The sequence below is a fragment of the Pseudoalteromonas sp. J2K-J031 genome, assembly GCF_058197095.2.
In genome coordinates, this window is record NZ_CM200279.1 from 3,048,724 (window position 1) to 3,064,572 (window position 15,849).

At 40.7% G+C, this 15,849-nt stretch carries 13 protein-coding genes; 3 read left to right on the top strand and 10 right to left on the bottom strand.

All coding sequences use genetic code 11. The features are described 5' to 3' along the window. Position 1 precedes the first annotated feature (1 nt). Positions 2 to 442, top strand: coding sequence for a DNA polymerase III subunit chi (locus AC3KZC_RS13750; protein ID WP_490577058.1), 441 nt, complete (start codon positions 2 to 4; stop codon positions 440 to 442). Positions 443 to 466: 24 nt separating this feature from the next. Continuing rightward, positions 467 to 3,313 (top strand): valine--tRNA ligase, encoded by a 2,847-nt coding sequence (locus AC3KZC_RS13755; protein WP_490577057.1) that lies wholly within the window; start codon positions 467 to 469, stop codon positions 3,311 to 3,313. A 266-nt stretch (positions 3,314 to 3,579) separates the two neighbouring features. Here the strand turns inward: AC3KZC_RS13755 and AC3KZC_RS13760 are convergent, their stop codons facing one another. Continuing rightward, positions 3,580 to 4,839 (bottom strand): outer membrane protein transport protein, encoded by a 1,260-nt coding sequence (locus AC3KZC_RS13760; protein ID WP_490577056.1) that lies wholly within the window; start codon positions 4,837 to 4,839, stop codon positions 3,580 to 3,582. Positions 4,840 to 5,266: 427 nt separating this feature from the next. Between AC3KZC_RS13760 and AC3KZC_RS13765 the strand changes: the two genes are divergently transcribed. Then, the gene (locus tag AC3KZC_RS13765; RefSeq protein WP_490577055.1) at positions 5,267 to 5,560 is read left to right on the top strand and encodes a hypothetical protein; all 294 of its coding nucleotides are present in this window, start codon (positions 5,267 to 5,269) and stop codon (positions 5,558 to 5,560) included. 229 nt (positions 5,561 to 5,789) lie between these two features. On the opposite strand, the gene rraB is transcribed toward AC3KZC_RS13765, so the two are convergent. From rraB to AC3KZC_RS13810, 9 genes are all read right to left on the bottom strand, one after another. Then, positions 5,790 to 6,125: a ribonuclease E inhibitor RraB gene (rraB, locus tag AC3KZC_RS13770; protein ID WP_490577054.1), complete on the bottom strand. Its 336-nt coding sequence runs from the start codon at positions 6,123 to 6,125 to the stop codon at positions 5,790 to 5,792. Continuing rightward, on the bottom strand, positions 6,125 to 6,844 hold the full coding sequence (locus tag AC3KZC_RS13775) for a 1-acylglycerol-3-phosphate O-acyltransferase (RefSeq protein ID WP_490577053.1): 720 nt from the start codon (positions 6,842 to 6,844) through the stop codon (positions 6,125 to 6,127). Before AC3KZC_RS13775 ends, rraB begins: the two co-directional genes overlap by 1 nt. 137 nt (positions 6,845 to 6,981) lie before the next feature. After that, positions 6,982 to 9,288: a DNA topoisomerase IV subunit A gene (parC, locus tag AC3KZC_RS13780; protein ID WP_490577052.1), complete on the bottom strand. Its 2,307-nt coding sequence runs from the start codon at positions 9,286 to 9,288 to the stop codon at positions 6,982 to 6,984. A 67-nt stretch (positions 9,289 to 9,355) separates the two neighbouring features. Continuing rightward, complete coding sequence (locus tag AC3KZC_RS13785) at positions 9,356 to 11,275, bottom strand: tetratricopeptide repeat-containing diguanylate cyclase (RefSeq protein WP_490577051.1); 1,920 nt, start codon at positions 11,273 to 11,275, stop codon at positions 9,356 to 9,358. A 36-nt stretch (positions 11,276 to 11,311) separates the two neighbouring features. Continuing rightward, positions 11,312 to 13,201, bottom strand: coding sequence for a DNA topoisomerase IV subunit B (gene parE / locus AC3KZC_RS13790; protein ID WP_490577050.1), 1,890 nt, complete (start codon positions 13,199 to 13,201; stop codon positions 11,312 to 11,314). A 99-nt stretch (positions 13,202 to 13,300) separates the two neighbouring features. Next, the gene (locus AC3KZC_RS13795; protein ID WP_490577049.1) at positions 13,301 to 13,864 is read right to left on the bottom strand and encodes a YqiA/YcfP family alpha/beta fold hydrolase; all 564 of its coding nucleotides are present in this window, start codon (positions 13,862 to 13,864) and stop codon (positions 13,301 to 13,303) included. Further along, positions 13,846 to 14,637, bottom strand: coding sequence for a metallophosphoesterase family protein (locus tag AC3KZC_RS13800; RefSeq protein ID WP_490577048.1), 792 nt, complete (start codon positions 14,635 to 14,637; stop codon positions 13,846 to 13,848). Before AC3KZC_RS13800 ends, AC3KZC_RS13795 begins: the two co-directional genes overlap by 19 nt. Continuing rightward, entirely contained in the window at positions 14,624 to 15,076 is a 453-nt protein-coding gene (locus AC3KZC_RS13805) for a DUF1249 domain-containing protein (protein ID WP_490577047.1), read from the bottom strand. The genes AC3KZC_RS13800 and AC3KZC_RS13805 overlap by 14 nt, the downstream gene beginning before the upstream one ends. Further along, a complete protein-coding gene (locus AC3KZC_RS13810; protein WP_490577046.1) occupies positions 15,066 to 15,701 on the bottom strand; it encodes an NUDIX domain-containing protein in 636 nt (211 codons plus the stop codon). The genes AC3KZC_RS13805 and AC3KZC_RS13810 overlap by 11 nt, the downstream gene beginning before the upstream one ends. Between the last annotated feature and the right edge of the window lie 148 nt (positions 15,702 to 15,849).

Consider the following 15,849-nt stretch of genomic DNA (forward strand, 5'->3'; position numbering starts at 1 on the left):
CATGAACGCTGTTTTTTACGTTCAAAAAAAAGAAAATGAGCCGGATAGTCCTATTGCGGCTCATTTTGATCTGGCCGCTAAAATTGCGGCTGATTGTTATCGCCAAGGTCTGCGCGTATTTATTTACACTGAAAATAAACACGATGCGCACTTAATCGATGAACACCTGTGGCAATTTGAAGCAAACAGCTTTGTGCCACACAACCTACAAGGTGAAGGCCCAGTGAATGGCGCACCGGTAGAGATTGGTGATTCAACACCGGTCGGCAACCGAAAAATACTCATTAATTTGGCACTGCATGTGCCCGATTTTATTCGACGATTTAATCAAGTGTATGATTTTGTGCCATTTCAAGAAGAGCAAAAGCAAGCTGCTCGTGAGCGTTATAAACAACTACGCCAACTTGGTGCCAACATTTCAACAGTTGATATTGAACATTAAGCATTAATAGAAAGGTTCTGTGCAATGGATAAAACCTATAATCCGCAAGATATAGAACAGTCTTTATACCAAGACTGGGAAGAAAAAGGCTACTTTAAGCCTTCAGGGCAAGGCGAAGCCTACTCAATTATGATCCCGCCACCGAATGTGACGGGTAGCTTGCACATGGGTCACGCCTTCCAAGATACCATTATGGATACCTTAATTCGTTTTAAACGGATGCAAGGTAACAATACTTTGTGGCAAGTAGGAACGGATCACGCGGGGATCGCTACCCAAATGGTGGTTGAGCGTAAACTTGCGGCTGAAGAAGGTAAAACACGCCACGACTTAGGCCGTGATGCGTTTATTGATAAAATTTGGCAGTGGAAAAACGAGTCTGGCGGCACTATCACAAAACAGTTACGTCGCTTAGGTGCCTCAGTTGATTGGGATCGCGAACGTTTTACTATGGACGATGGTCTCTCTGAAGCCGTTAAAGAAGTCTTTGTTCGTTTACATAAAGAAGACCTTATTTACCGCGGTAAACGCTTAGTAAACTGGGATCCAAAACTCCATACTGCGATTTCAGATCTAGAAGTTGAAAATAAAGATAAACAAGGCCACATGTGGCACTTACGTTATCCGCTGGCTGATGGTTTAACCACTAAAGATGGAAAAAATTACATTGTTGTCGCTACCACTCGCCCTGAAACTATGCTGGGTGATACTGGGGTTGCCGTAAACCCAGCAGATGAGCGTTATATCGATTTAATTGGTAAAGATATTGTATTACCGTTAGTTAATCGTCGTATTCAAATTGTGGCTGATGACCATGCAGACATGGAAAAAGGCACCGGTTGTGTAAAAATCACTCCTGCCCATGATTTTAACGATAACGAAGTCGGTAAACGTCATCAGCTTAATATGATCAACATCTTCAATAAAGATGCGGCGATTTTAGCTGTAGGTGAAGGCTATGACTTTACTGGTAAAGCAATTGAAATTGATGCACCCATTCCTGAGCGTTTCCAAGGCCTAGATCGTTACGATGCCCGTACTGCGATTGTTGCTGAGTTTGAAGCCCTAGGTTTACTTGAAAAAATTGAAGACCACAGCTTAACCGTACCTTACGGCGACCGCTCTGGTGTAGTGATTGAGCCATTACTGACGGATCAATGGTATGTCCGCGTTGCACCACTTGCTGAACCTGCAAAACAAGCAGTAGCGAATGGCGACATTAAGTTTGTGCCGGCTCAATATGAAAACATGTACAACTCTTGGATGAATGACATTCAAGATTGGTGTATTTCACGCCAGCTTTGGTGGGGACACCGTATTCCAGCTTGGTATGACGCACAAGGTAATGTGTTTGTTGGTCGTGATGAAGCTGAAGTACGCCGCGAGAACAATATCGCTGCTGATGTTATGCTAACGCAAGATGAAGACGTACTGGATACGTGGTTTTCATCGGCGCTTTGGACATTCTCAACACAAGGTTGGCCAGCCAATACTGACGACTTAAAAACATTCCATCCATCGGATGTTTTAGTGACCGGTTTTGACATCATTTTCTTCTGGGTTGCCCGTATGATCATGATGACATTGCATTTCATCAAAGATGAAAACGGCAAGCCACAAGTGCCATTTAAAACGGTTTATGTCACAGGACTCATTCGCGATGAAAATGGCGATAAAATGTCAAAATCAAAAGGTAACGTGCTTGATCCGATCGATATGATTGATGGTATCGACCTTGAAAGCCTAGTGGAAAAGCGTTGCGGTAATATGATGCAGCCACAACTGGCGAAAAAGATTGAGCAAAATACCCGCAAAACATTTACCGATGGCATCGAAGCGCACGGCACAGATGCACTGCGCTTTACTCTTGCAGCAATGGCATCAACGGGGCGTGATATCAATTGGGATATGAACCGTTTAGATGGTTACCGTAATTTCTGTAATAAGCTTTGGAATGCCAGCCGTTACGTATTAATGAACACAGAAGAAAAAGACTGCGGCTTTAATGGCGGCACGCTGCAGTATTCTCTAGCTGATCGTTGGATTTTGGGGCAATTCCAAACTACAACTCAAACATTTATCGACCATTTAGATAATTACCGTTTTGATTTAGCAGCAAGTACAGTGTACGAGTTTACATGGAATCAATTCTGTGACTGGTATTTAGAGCTAACAAAACCAGTATTATTTAAAGGCACTGAAGATGAACAACGTGGTACACGCCATGTGTTAGTAACCGTGCTTGAAGGTTTATTACGTTTAATGCACCCTCTAATGCCGTATATCACAGAAACGATTTGGCAACGCGTGGCTCCACTTGCTGGCATTGAAGCAAATACCATCATGCTACAAGCCTACCCAAGCTATGATGCAAGCAAAGTTGATAGCCAAGCCATGGCAGATTTAGAATGGGTAAAACAATTCATTTTAGCCATTCGTAATATTCGTGGCGAAATGGACATCAGCCCAAATACCCCGCTCAATGTATTACTGAAAAATACCAGCACTGAAGATGCACGTCGTTTGAGCGACAACCAAGCATTCTTAGCGTCATTGGCGAAGTTAGAGTCTGTTACTCAATTAAGCAATACCGACGAAGCACCAGCAAGCGCAACAGCATTAGTAGGTCAATTGGAAATACTGATCCCAATGGCAGGCTTAATTGATGTTGCAGCTGAACTAGCGCGTATTGCCAAACAGCTTGAAAAAGCAGAAAAAGGCCTGGCTCAAGTGCAAAGTAAATTAGCCAACGAAAAATTTGTTAATAATGCACCTGAGGCAGTACTGGCAAAAGAGCATGAAAAACTTGCTGAGTTCTCTGACGCTTGCGCCAAATTACTTGAGCAAAAAGCAAAAATCGAAAGTTTATAACTGCAATTATTAGCCACTTATACCAATCACGATAAGTAAGTGATCAAAAATAGCGTAGGAAAAACGCTTGAGAACAAGGCAGATTTTTTCGATAAGTAGTTATTCTACAATCAAAAAATCTAACGAAGTTATCGAGTGTTTTAACAAGCTAGGGTGATCAGTTATTTATTACGATTGGTATTAAATAAAAAGCCACGCTAACAAAAATTAGCGTGGCTTTTTTAATGCGTTAAACCCAGAAACCTATCAGCCTCCAGATTTAAATATTAAAACTGGTAGTTATACTGCGCGCCAAACAAATACGCATGACCTTTAGACTCAAAGCCCCACGCTTGACCTAAGTTATCATGTTCAACAAAATTTTGTGTATCACCACGTAAAATACTCATTCCAACATCAACAGATGAATGAGCGTCAAGTGCATAATTGGCACCTGCGCTTAACCATAAACGATTAGTATCTGGAATTGAAATTGATAAATGAGCTGGATCAGCCGGGCTTTCGTCATACGCAACGCCTACACGTAGTGTGAGCGCTTCGTTGTATTGATAATCACCACCTAAGGCAATACGGAACGCGTCTTGGAATTGCTCGCTTTTGCTAAATACTGGCGCATCTTTACCTTCAACATACGCTTCTAACTTGTCAAAACTACCCCAACCTGTCCACATAATCGAGTAATGAACTCCATATTGTGTGTTAAGTTGGTGTGAGCCTGAAAACTCCACAATCGCCGGTAAAGTAATGGCCACAGAGCCCGGTAATGCCTTACCCGCTAAACCACCTAAACTAGCAGGTAATTGATTTGAATAAGTCCCTTCAAAGGTAATATCCGTTTCACTGCGATAATGTAACCCATAGTGATGACCTTCTTTTACTTCATACGCAAGGCCCACATTAAAGCCTAACCCAGTGTCATCCCCTTCAAGATCCACTGCCGCTGTCTGCGCTGGGATTGGGTAAAGTGACGTACCAAAATAGCGCTTAATGGCTGCATCAGCATAAACATAATTAAGTCCAGTAGCGACTGAAAAAGCCTCTGTGACTTTATAGGCAATGCTTGCATTAAAGTTAACTGTGGTAATTTGCGTCTCACCAGCGAGCTGACCGGCGGCATAGTTTTCGCTGAACTGCGTCGCTAAACCAAAGTTTGAAAATGCACCAAAACCAACTGAAACTTGCTCGTTCACTGGCATTGTAAAATAAACCGCAGGAATGATGGCGCTCGGGGCAATGCTGTCATCATCTAATACATTGGCGTTAAGATCACGTGGTGCACTTTGGCCTGCTAAGCTAACATCAGGCTTAACGTAAGTTGCAACAACACTCAATTGCATCTCTTTAAATTCTGTCATTAATGCGGGATTTCTTGCAACAACAGAGGCGTTTTCGGCAATAGCGGCTTCACCCGCAAATGCACGACCTAAACCAGACGCACTGCTTTCTGCTAATTGAAATGCAGCAGCAAAAGATTGCTGCGAAACTAACGCTAAGCTTGTTGCTAATAATGTTTTTTTAAAGCTCATGTGGTTCTCTTTATTATCATTGTTATCAGTAAACTAATAACAAGGTGTGTTCTGCACGGACAACTTGATGACTTATCAAGTGTATTATTTTTAAGCAAATATTCACTTACTTATCAACCCATTACTCTATCGTTTTTAGAGTAATAACTCAGCAAAAAATTTGTAACTTAAGTTAAATAACCGCACAGACACTAAATCAGCTATTTTTTGGCGATAAAGTAAACACAATCGCGTAAGTATTCTTAAGTTCATTTAGCTTTCACCCTAAAAATAGTGAAAAGAGAAGCGCCATCAACAACACTAAAACCTTTTTCCTCGGTAATAATCGGGGATAGTAAAAACCACCAGCCAAATGATAATAAATATCATTTACATCTTTAGTATTTTTGGTATGCTTATCACATTCTCCATAAAAGGAACTTGCAACATGCTTTTACTCACTTTCGCGTTTATTTGCACCTTAATTGCGGTTTACGCCTTAAAACACAGTAATCAGTATGCCGATAGCGAATATGCCAATGCAGACGAACGCTTAACACAATATTGGTTTGCAGCGATTATTGCAGCTGTAATAGCACAACTAGCCTGCAGCTTTGTATTTGATAGCTTTTTTGGCACGTTTGTATGGTTACTGATGCTCTTAAATAGCTATGTGATTTCAAAAATACCTTTTCACAAATATGTGTCAACAAGCAGAACCAAGCGTTCAACCGCACTTTAGTGAGTCACGATCTTAACAATGATATCGAGTTAGTGACTGCCAACTTTATGGTAGGAAATACCCTGCTCTAAAACGAAGGGTGAGTAAAATTTAATGCTATATTGTTGAAATAAAAAGTAAGGTTAAACAACAACCTAATCATTGAGCGCAGGATTTTGGATTCAGACAAACACAAACAGAAGAGCTAAAGAGAAAAGCCTAGCTGAAAGCTAGGCTATGAGGCTTAGTATTACTCTTGAAAGTAAGTACCCCAACCATCATATTCAACGCGATATTCATGGGCTAAAGCTGATAATTTATCAACGTCTTCCATAATTACTTCAACATCGAGTTCAGATTCAACAACTACATCAAAACCCCAAATCTTGCCGCCCTCTTCAAGCTCAAGTTCTGCAGGGTCTTCAACATCATAACCAAGTTTAAACGCAGCTAGCGCAGCGGCTTCTAATAACTTAAAGTCTTCACTCACAAAATGATGTTCAACTTCATACAATACTTCAGTATTTGAACCATCTTCTAATAATGATTCAACGATATCTTCACTAATTTCGCGCCAGTTTTCCATTATTTACTCTCTTGCTCTGCGACTTTCGCATCTAACTGTATAATCTTGTCTTGCATAATAGCATGGACATTTTGAGCTTGCTCTCGAATGCTGCCTTTTGCTGATAATTTTATTGGCGCTAACAATTCAATATAAATTGTACCGTTATGCCAACGATTTAACTTTATTTTTTTGTGAGTGGTACTCATACACACCGGCACAACAGGCACATCGGCTTGTAATGCCGTGTGAAATGCGCCCGCTTTAAATGGCAATAAACCACGGCCATAACTGCGCGTGCCTTCAGGAAACATCCACACCGACAAGCCTTTGCGCTTAATTTTTTCAGCTGCTTTAGAAATCGTGCCCACCGCTTTTGAACGGTTCGATCTATCAATTAAAATATTGCCGGTTAGCCAATATAATTGACCAAAAAATGGGATCCACTTTAAGCTTTTTTTACCAATACTCACCGTACGTGTTGGCACCGCTTTTGTGATAGTAAAAATATCGTAACTATTTTGATGGTTAGCAACAAATACATAAGGCCCATTTTGAACTTCAGGTGCAACAGTGATCTCAATCTTAACCCCTAAAATTGTCGCAACACTGCCATACCAAGAAGCCACGCGGTGAACGTGATTGGGGTGAAAAGGAATAAAAATACACATCAGCAAACCAAACAAACCACTGCATAATATGAATAAGGCAATAAATAATAACCGAATAATTGCGAGCAAAAGCAAACTCCTCTCTTAAAAGTGGCGGCATTATAATACTAAAATGTGATAAATCCTATTTAGCGTACAATTGTACGCTGATCATTTTTGCCATAAAAAAACGCTCCTAAAGGAGCGTTTTTAGTAATATCAAAGTCTTAATCTAATTGAAAGTCAGTCACATCATCTTGCAGATCAGCACCTAAATGCTCAATATTATCGATTTCAATCGCATCAACACGTTGCAGTCCACGTGGTAATTTATTACCACGTCGGCCACGCTCACCTAAGTAATGTTCCAAATCAACAGCTTTAAGCGTTAATTTACGTTTACCTGCGTGTAAGGTCACGGCACTTTCTTTTGGCACTACCGCAAGAATAGACACAAACTCATCGCGACTTTTTGCCCGCGCCGATGGTATTGAAATAATCTTATTACCTTTGCCTTTACCAAGTTTTGGTAAATCTCGCAGTGGGAACATCAACATCCGACCTTCATTTGAAATAGCCAAACAATTGTCGGTTGTGATGTCATTGACTTTAATCGGACTAATTAATTGCGCACCAGACGATAAACTCACTAACGCCTTACCATTTTTATTTTTACTGACTAAATCAGTAAAACTGGCCACAAAACCATAACCTGCATCTGAAGCCATCAAGAACATGGTGTCGAGCTCACCCATCACTACATGCTCAAAATTAACCCCTGTTGACATATTAAAGCGCCCCGTCATCGGCTCGCCTTGGCTGCGTGCGGTTGGTAAACTATGTGCGTCGGTACAAAATGCTCGGCCACTTGAGTCTAAAAAGACCACAGGCTGATTACTGCGCCCTTTTGCTAGTGCTTTGAATTCATCGCCAGCGCGATAACTGAGTGCCGCAGCATCAATATCATGGCCTTTAGCGCAACGCGCCCAACCTTTTTCTGATAACACAACAGTTACGGCTTCGCTTGGAATTAAATCTTTTTCGCTTAACGCTTTGGCTTCTGCACGTTCGATTACCGGAGAGCGTCGATCATCGCCATACAACTCTGCGGCTTCTTGAATTTCTTTTTTGATTAAAGTCGACATTCGGCGCTCAGAACCTAACGTTAGTTCGAGCTTGTCGCGCTCAATGCTTAATTCATCTTGTTCGCCACGAATTTTAACTTCTTCTAATTTTGCTAAATGACGAAGTTTTAATTCTAAAATAGCTTCAGCTTGAATATCCGAAATACCAAAGCGTTCCATCAACACAGGCTTAGGTTTATCTTCGCTGCGAATAATTTCAATGACTTCATCGATATTTAAAAAAGCCGCTAATAAACCTTCTAAAATGTGTAAACGCGCCAGAATTTTATCTAAGCGATACTGCAATCGACGCCTAACGGTTTCGCGGCGAAAGATTAGCCATTCAGATAGAATTTCTTTTAAATCTTTAACTTGCGGACGGCCATTTAAGCCGAGCATGTTTAAATTTACCCGATAGCTTTTTTCTAAATCTGTAGTTGCAAAAAGGTGCGCCATCAAAGGCTCCACTTTAATGCGATTGGAGCGTGGAATAATCACAATACGAGTTGGGTTCTCATGATCCGATTCATCGCGTAAATCAGCCACCATAGGCAATTTTTTCGCTTGCATTTGCGCCGCTATTTGCTCAAGTACTTTGCCACCTGAACACTGATGAGGTAATGCGGTGATGACAATATCACCTTGCTCTTCAGTATAAATTGCGCGCATTTTTATCGAACCTTTACCAGTTTGATAAATTTTTTGGATTTCAGATCGTGGGGTGATGATTTCAGCTTCAGTTGGATAATCTGGAGCTTGTACATGCGCAAGTAATTCTTCAAGTTCTGCTTTAGGGTTATCGAGCAACAATGAACAAGCACTGGCAATTTCGCGCACATTGTGTGGCGGAATGTCTGTTGCCATCCCAACGGCAATACCTGTAATGCCATTAAGTAAAATATGCGGTAAACGAGCTGGTAATACAACCGGCTCATCCATAGTACCATCAAAGTTTGGTGTCCAATCACAAGTGCCCTGACCTAACTCTTGTAATAACACCTCAGAAAACTTTGATAAACGCGCTTCGGTATAACGCATTGCAGCAAATGATTTAGGATCGTCCGCAGCGCCCCAGTTGCCTTGACCGTCAACTAATGGATACCTATACGAAAATGGCTGCGCCATTAAAACCATGGCTTCATAACACGCACTATCACCGTGCGGGTGATACTTACCAAGTACGTCACCCACAGTACGAGCAGATTTTTTATATTTTGCAGCCGAAGATAAGCCAAGCTCACTCATTGCATAAATAATACGGCGCTGTACTGGCTTTAAACCATCGCCAATATGCGGCAAGGCGCGATCCATGATGACATACATGGAGTAATTCAAATAGGCGTCTTCAGTAAAACGCCCCATTGATAATTGTTCTATACCCTGTAACGACAGAGCTTCTAAATCGCTCATTCAAGCTACCTAATTATTGTTTTTTAATTTTTAACTCGTTATGCGCACTAAAACACATAACTACAGATTAATCTGTTTTACATATCACTTGGTTGCGCCCAGCATTTTTAGCGCGATATAAAGCTTCATCAGCGTGCTGAAATAGGCTTCCAAAGTCATCCACATCCGCATTAAACTGCGAAACACCAAAACTCGCGGAGACCTTCACTTGCTGACCGGCTGACTCAAAACGCAACTGCGCAATTAACTCTCTCATTCGCTCTGCTATTTCTGCCGCCTGTTTTATTGGGGTATTTTTTAGTACCACCATAAATTCTTCACCACCAATGCGACCCAGTAAGTCAGGCTCTCTTAAACCTGCTTGTGCTTTATCAGCTACTGCCACCAGTACTTCATCGCCAAAGGGATGACCATAATTGTCATTAATACTTTTAAAATGGTCGATATCAAAAATAATAATACTTAATGGTTTTTGCTGACTTTGTGCTTCTTTAAACACTATTTTAGCAAAGTGAAATGTATAACGACGATTGGCTAATTGGGTCAGTGAATCTGTATTTGCTAAGCGATTTAACCGCTTACTCACTTTCACTTGGCGATAAACAAAAAAGCTTAGCAAAATTAATATTGCAACAAACAAGCTATTAACCAATTTTTGCATTTGCTCTGTTTGCTTTGCTTTTTCAAGCGCAAGTTGATCAATGACGCTACTTTGATGAAGTAGCTTATTTTGTAACTCAGTTTGCTCAGTATCAAACATCACTTTGTACTTAGAGCGCGCATCTTCTCGTTCTTTAGAGTGGTAGACAGCAAGGAGCTCTTCACTGTTAACTTTTTCATTAAACGCACTTTCGTAATCACCTAATATCGCCAATAGTTTTGCTTTTTGATCAGATAAGCGAATAAATAAATAAATGTTTTCTTTGCGATCTAATTGACTGGTAAAGCTTTCGACTTTTTGTAGCATAAGTTGCGCTGTCGTTATGTCTTTATCTTGATTCGCTAAACTTGCCGCTAATAAATAATGTAGCGCTTGCCCATATGGATCTTGAATAAACGAAAAGTAGCTTTGAGCCTGTTGAAACTGCACTTTTGCTGCTTGATATTCTTTTTGTTTAAAATAGATTTCAGCAAGGCCAAAGTGAGCAAAATACACGAAGCGTTTTTCGCCTACATACTGCGATAGCTCGAGCATTTTTTCGTAGCAAATGGTTGCTTTATCATATTGCTTGAGTGCCAAATGTGAACGTGACAAGGTGATTTGCGCTTGCATTTCATCAAACGCTAATTTGTTTTGGCTAAAGTAACCAATGGCTTCATTAAGTAACGCAATCGCTTTATCGTAATCATGCAAGTTAATGTAAGTATTTGCTAAATTACTTTTTAAATAAGCCATCTCTAAGTCATCATTGAGCTGATTAACTAAACTGTAGGCTTGCTGATAATACTGAATTGCTTCGACATCTTGATAGGTGTAGCCATAAGACGTTGCTAAAGCAGCATATGCTTCAGCAAGTAAACGGGTATTTTCTTCCTTTTTAGCCTGTTCAATCGCTTGATTATAAATCAGTTTTGCGTCTGAAGATTTACCATAAATATCGAATAAACTCCCTTCAGTTAATGCAATATTTATCCCTGTTGCACTCGCAATATCTGGATACAAGGCCTTCGCCTGATTATTGAGCTGCATTGAAAGCTCAAAATCACCTAAATATATTTGATAATTAGCGAGCTTGTTCAATACTGTTGCCTGATCAAAGGCATTTAACTCATCAAAACGTGCAGCCTTAATTTCATCAAGGTATTGATAAGCCAAATAGGGATCTTTTATATCGAGCTGATGGGCTTTTTCAAGCACCTCTGGCAACCAATGAACATGGATATTTTGAGCTAACACCGAAGTATTTACACACAGCATTAACACCAAAGTCCACTTTGGCAAGTTAATGGCTTTTAACAGCGTTGGTAAATATAAATTTAATTTCAATGTGTTAACCCTTTAATGAGGTACCCTTAAGACTAGTTAAACCTCAGCCTTATCGCCACTATCTTCAAGCCATTGACGTCGATCTGATGCACGTTTTTTAGCAAGCAGCATATCCATCATCTCAATCGTATTTTCTTTATCTTCAAATGTGAGTTGTACTAGTCTGCGCGTATTTGGATCCATGGTCGTTTCGCGTAACTGTAACGGATTCATCTCACCTAACCCTTTAAAGCGCTGTACATTCACTTTACCGCGTTTTTTCTCTGCTGCAATACGCTCTAAAATACCGTTTTTTTCATCTTCGTCGAGTGCGTAATACACATCTTTACCTATATCAATTCGATAAAGTGGCGGCATAGCAACAAACACATGGCCAGCTTCTACCAACGTAGGGAAATGTTTTACAAATAAAGCACATAATAATGTTGCGATATGCAGTCCATCGGAGTCGGCATCGGCAAGAATACATACTTTTCCATAACGTAACGTCGTTAAATCTTGGCTATCGGGGTCAATACCTAAGGCAACCGATATATCGTGTACTTCTTGTGACGCTAAAATCTGCCCAGATTCCACTTCCCACGTATTCAATATTTTACCACGCAGCGGCATAATCGCTTGAAATTCGCGGTCGCGCGCTTGTTTCGCCGAGCCTCCTGCTGAATCCCCTTCTACAAAAAAGATTTCACTGCGACTGGTTTCGCTGGTGCTGCAATCGGTCAATTTACCGGGCAATGCAGGGCCTGATGTGATTTTTTTACGCACTACTTTTTTAGCGGCGCGCATCCGACGCTGCGCATTGTTAATGCAAAGCTCTGCCAATAGTTCGGCTTTATCGGTGTGCTCGTTTAACCATAAACTGAATGAATCTTTGACCACGCCTGATACAAATGCTGCGCAAGAGCGTGATGATAACTTTTCTTTGGTTTGGCCTGCAAATTGAGGATCTTGCATTTTGACCGATAAAACGTAATTACACTTATCCCAAATATCATCAGGCGTTAATTTAACCCCGCGAGGTAATAAGTTTCTAAACTCACAAAACTCGCGCATGGCTTCAAGCAAACCTTGGCGTAAACCATTAACATGCGTACCACCTTGAGCGGTTGGAATTAAGTTAACGTAACTTTCATAAATGCCTTCGCCGCCCTCAGGTAACCAACAAATAGCCCAATCAGCGCCTTCGGTGGTGCCACGAAACTCGCCAGTAAAAGGCTCTTCAGGCAACGCTTCATAGCCTTTAATTGATTCTTTTAAATAATCTTTTAAGCCCGCTTCGTAGAACCATTCTTGGGTATCTTTGGTTTGTTTATTAATAAAACGAATGCGTAAGCCCGGGCATAAAACCGCCTTGGCTTTTAATAAATACGTTAGTTTGCTGATTGAATAATTAGGAGAATCAAAATAGCTGCTATCAGCCCAAAAACGCACTGATGTGCCTGTATTACGCTTACCGACTGTGCCAGTAATACTTAAATCTTCAACTTTATCGCCATTCTCAAATGCAATCTGGTATTGCTGACCATCACGTTTGACAGACACTTCTACGCGCGTAGAAAGTGCATTAACCACTGAAATACCTACGCCGTGTAAACCACCCGAAAATTGATAGTTTTTATTTGAAAACTTACCACCTGCATGCAGCTTTGTCAGGATAAGCTCTACACCTGGGATCCCTTCTTCAGGGTGAATATCGACCGGCATACCACGGCCATCGTCTTGTACTTCTAAGGAGTTATCTTCATGCAGAATTACATCGATTTTACTGGCATGGCCCGCTAGTGCTTCATCAACACTATTGTCAATGACCTCTTGACCCAAATGATTTGGGCGGGTGGTGTCGGTGTACATACCAGGACGGCGTTTAACTGGGTCAAGGCCATTTAAGACCTCAATCGACTCTGCATTATAATCTTGATTACTCATATTATGCTGTTCTTTCTCTTATTGATGCATATGGGCGTGCGCCCTATGACTGAGGTTGCGAAAAACGGCGACCCAATCGCGTCTTTTTGACTTATTCTTTTACGTTATTTTAAGAAATTGTACAATCTGAGAAAAATAACGTTCAAAACCAATAAAGCTATGATCCCCACCAAATTCGACTACTTGGCGGCAATTCTTATAGTATTTAACCGCTTGTTGAAAGTCTAATACTTCATCGCCACTTTGTTGTAACAGCCATAATAACTGCGGATGAGGTAAAGTAGGCAAATAAAGTAACTGTAGCTGTTCAACATGCCGCATTGTTAACTGGTAGTGATAATCTTGGTAAGGATTGTACTGAGGCCCTAAAAAATCTTTCATTAGCCCAAAAGGTGCCACAGCGGGATTCACAACTACAGCAGGTACTTGATATTTTTGGGACAAATAAGTCGCATAATACCCACCTAAGGAACTGCCAATCAATACCGTGTTAGAGTCTATCATGTGCTCTAATGTTACTAAAGCCTGTAATGGTTCGTGTGTTAGTAAAGGTACATGATATTCAAGATTAAATTGGGATAAATATTGACCGACTAATTGTGCTTTTGCTGATGAAGGTGAGCTATTAAAACCGTGAATATAAATTACTTTTTTGCGAGCCATATTACTTCCGAGCTAATTTCACCTAATTGATTGACGTCAATAATCCGATACCCCGGACCTAAATCTTCTTGTTGCCACGTTGGGCTATTTTTTACAAACTGAATCGAGGTTGCGGGCGTAGCATAAATCGTAAGTTCGCCATATTGCTGTTGATACTCGTTATGCACATGGCCATGAATAACCGCTGTAACCTGTTTGGTTTGTGCCAATTGCGTTAGAAAAAACTCTCCATTTTCTAAAATATGCTTATCAAGATAACCTGTTATCGAAAGTGGATGATGATGGCATAACACTACGCATTGCTTAGCCGCACCTTGAATTTTATAAGCCAGTTGAGCCATATGATCTAGCTCAACCCAACCTGCAGGTGTCGGGCCTTTACTATTAACCAAAGCAATCGTGACATTAGGGCTTTTCACCCATTTAGCATTACAAATCACATTTAATGATACAGCAGCAAAAGCTTGCTGATAATATTCAAGCTCATCATGATTACCCGGCAACCATAATACAGGGCAAGGCAATCGCGCCTCTTGTACTAACTGAGCAAAAAGTTGGTAAGAAGCAAATGAATGGTCTTGTGTCAGATCACCACCAAAAACAACAAAGTCGAGTGTGTGCTGCGCCAAATCAGCCAGCACTAAACGCAGCGAATCGCAACAATTAACACCAAAGTAACACTCATCCAATTGTGAAAATAAATGGCAATCAGTGATATGAGCAAAGCGCAATTGCGGCTTATCGAAGCAGAGTTCGTCATCAAACCAAGCCATTATTCACATCCCAATGCATGGTTGAGCGCCCATGACTAATACAGAAATCTAACCAATCAAATAAAAAGGCATTAATTTGATATTTTTCATCTTTGTGACGCATTTGCGGGTTTGGATAGTGATAAGACGGTCGCACCCGATTAACATAATCAAGGCAAAAGACCTCAGCCACTCTGGCATCGTGATAAATACGCACCATTAATTGCGGGCTTACAAATCCCATAACAGCACCTTGGGTTTGTTTAAAACACACTTCAGTGGTAAATCGTGATGAGGCTGTAATTGCTAACTGATAACAAAATGAGCCCACTGCAATGTCTTTCGTAACACCAATGATTTCATCTTTTGGCATTAACCGCATAATACGAAAATAATTTTGCTCGCATAAGCTCATAAATGCAGGTAGGTTTTGACGATAGCGAAATGAACTATTGAGCATGATCTTGCAAGGCCCACTTTTCTAGTAAGCTCGCTTTATGAAGAGCAAGCCACTGCAAACTAATAACCGTGGCTGCATTATCTATGGTGCCATCATTGAGCAGTTCTATCGCATCATTAAAAGGTATTACGTGCACCTTTATATCCTCCCCCTCACTAGGTAAACCGTAAATCCCACCAGCTTGGCTCAAGTCAGCAGCAGCGGTGTACAAATAAAGCCGCTCAGTGGTGCCGCCAGGGCTTGAAAGGTAGGACAACATAAATTCAAGCTCAGTGAGTTCAATGCCTGCCTCCTCTAACGCCTCTTTTTTTGCAACTTGCTGATAATCGGTTGAACCATCGGCCATACCAGCAATACATTCAAGTAACCAAGGGCTCGACTTTGATGCCAATGCACCAATTCGAATTTGCTCAATTAATAAAACACAATCTGTTATCGGATCATAAGGCAATACAGCGACCGCATGACCGCGCTCTAAAATTTCACGATAAATTGGCTCAGAATACCCGCCCGCAAACAGTTTATGTTTGAAACCGTAACGCTCAATTTTAAAAAAACCATGATAAAGTGGTTTTTTTTCTAATAATTCAATATCTTTACTATTGAAAGTTGAAATTTTAACCATATATTACCTAGATACTGTGACCTCATAGTCACTTAGTTTACTCTCAAGAACATTCAACAGGAACTATTTATATTCTGTTACATTTGAGCCTATTGTTTTACTTAAAAGGCTTTTTGCTTTAGATGAAAAAAGTTTAACATCAAAGTAA

Bases quoted from the DNA above. Each gene is read 5' to 3' on its own strand.
- AC3KZC_RS13750 (WP_490577058.1), top strand. From the start codon at position 2: ATGAACGCTGTTTTTTACGTTCAAAAAAAAGAAAATGAGCCGGATAGT.
- AC3KZC_RS13755 (WP_490577057.1), top strand. From the start codon at position 467: ATGGATAAAACCTATAATCCGCAAGATATAGAACAGTCTTTATACCAA.
- AC3KZC_RS13760 (WP_490577056.1), bottom strand. From the start codon at position 4,839: ATGAGCTTTAAAAAAACATTATTAGCAACAAGCTTAGCGTTAGTTTCG.
- AC3KZC_RS13765 (WP_490577055.1), top strand. From the start codon at position 5,267: ATGCTTTTACTCACTTTCGCGTTTATTTGCACCTTAATTGCGGTTTAC.
- rraB (WP_490577054.1), bottom strand. From the start codon at position 6,125: ATGGAAAACTGGCGCGAAATTAGTGAAGATATCGTTGAATCATTATTA.
- parC (WP_490577052.1), bottom strand. From the start codon at position 9,288: ATGAGCGATTTAGAAGCTCTGTCGTTACAGGGTATAGAACAATTATCA.
- parE (WP_490577050.1), bottom strand. From the start codon at position 13,201: ATGAGTAATCAAGATTATAATGCAGAGTCGATTGAGGTCTTAAATGGC.
- AC3KZC_RS13795 (WP_490577049.1), bottom strand. From the start codon at position 13,864: ATGGCTCGCAAAAAAGTAATTTATATTCACGGTTTTAATAGCTCACCT.
- AC3KZC_RS13800 (WP_490577048.1), bottom strand. From the start codon at position 14,637: ATGGCTTGGTTTGATGACGAACTCTGCTTCGATAAGCCGCAATTGCGC.
- AC3KZC_RS13805 (WP_490577047.1), bottom strand. From the start codon at position 15,076: ATGCTCAATAGTTCATTTCGCTATCGTCAAAACCTACCTGCATTTATG.
- AC3KZC_RS13810 (WP_490577046.1), bottom strand. From the start codon at position 15,701: ATGGTTAAAATTTCAACTTTCAATAGTAAAGATATTGAATTATTAGAA.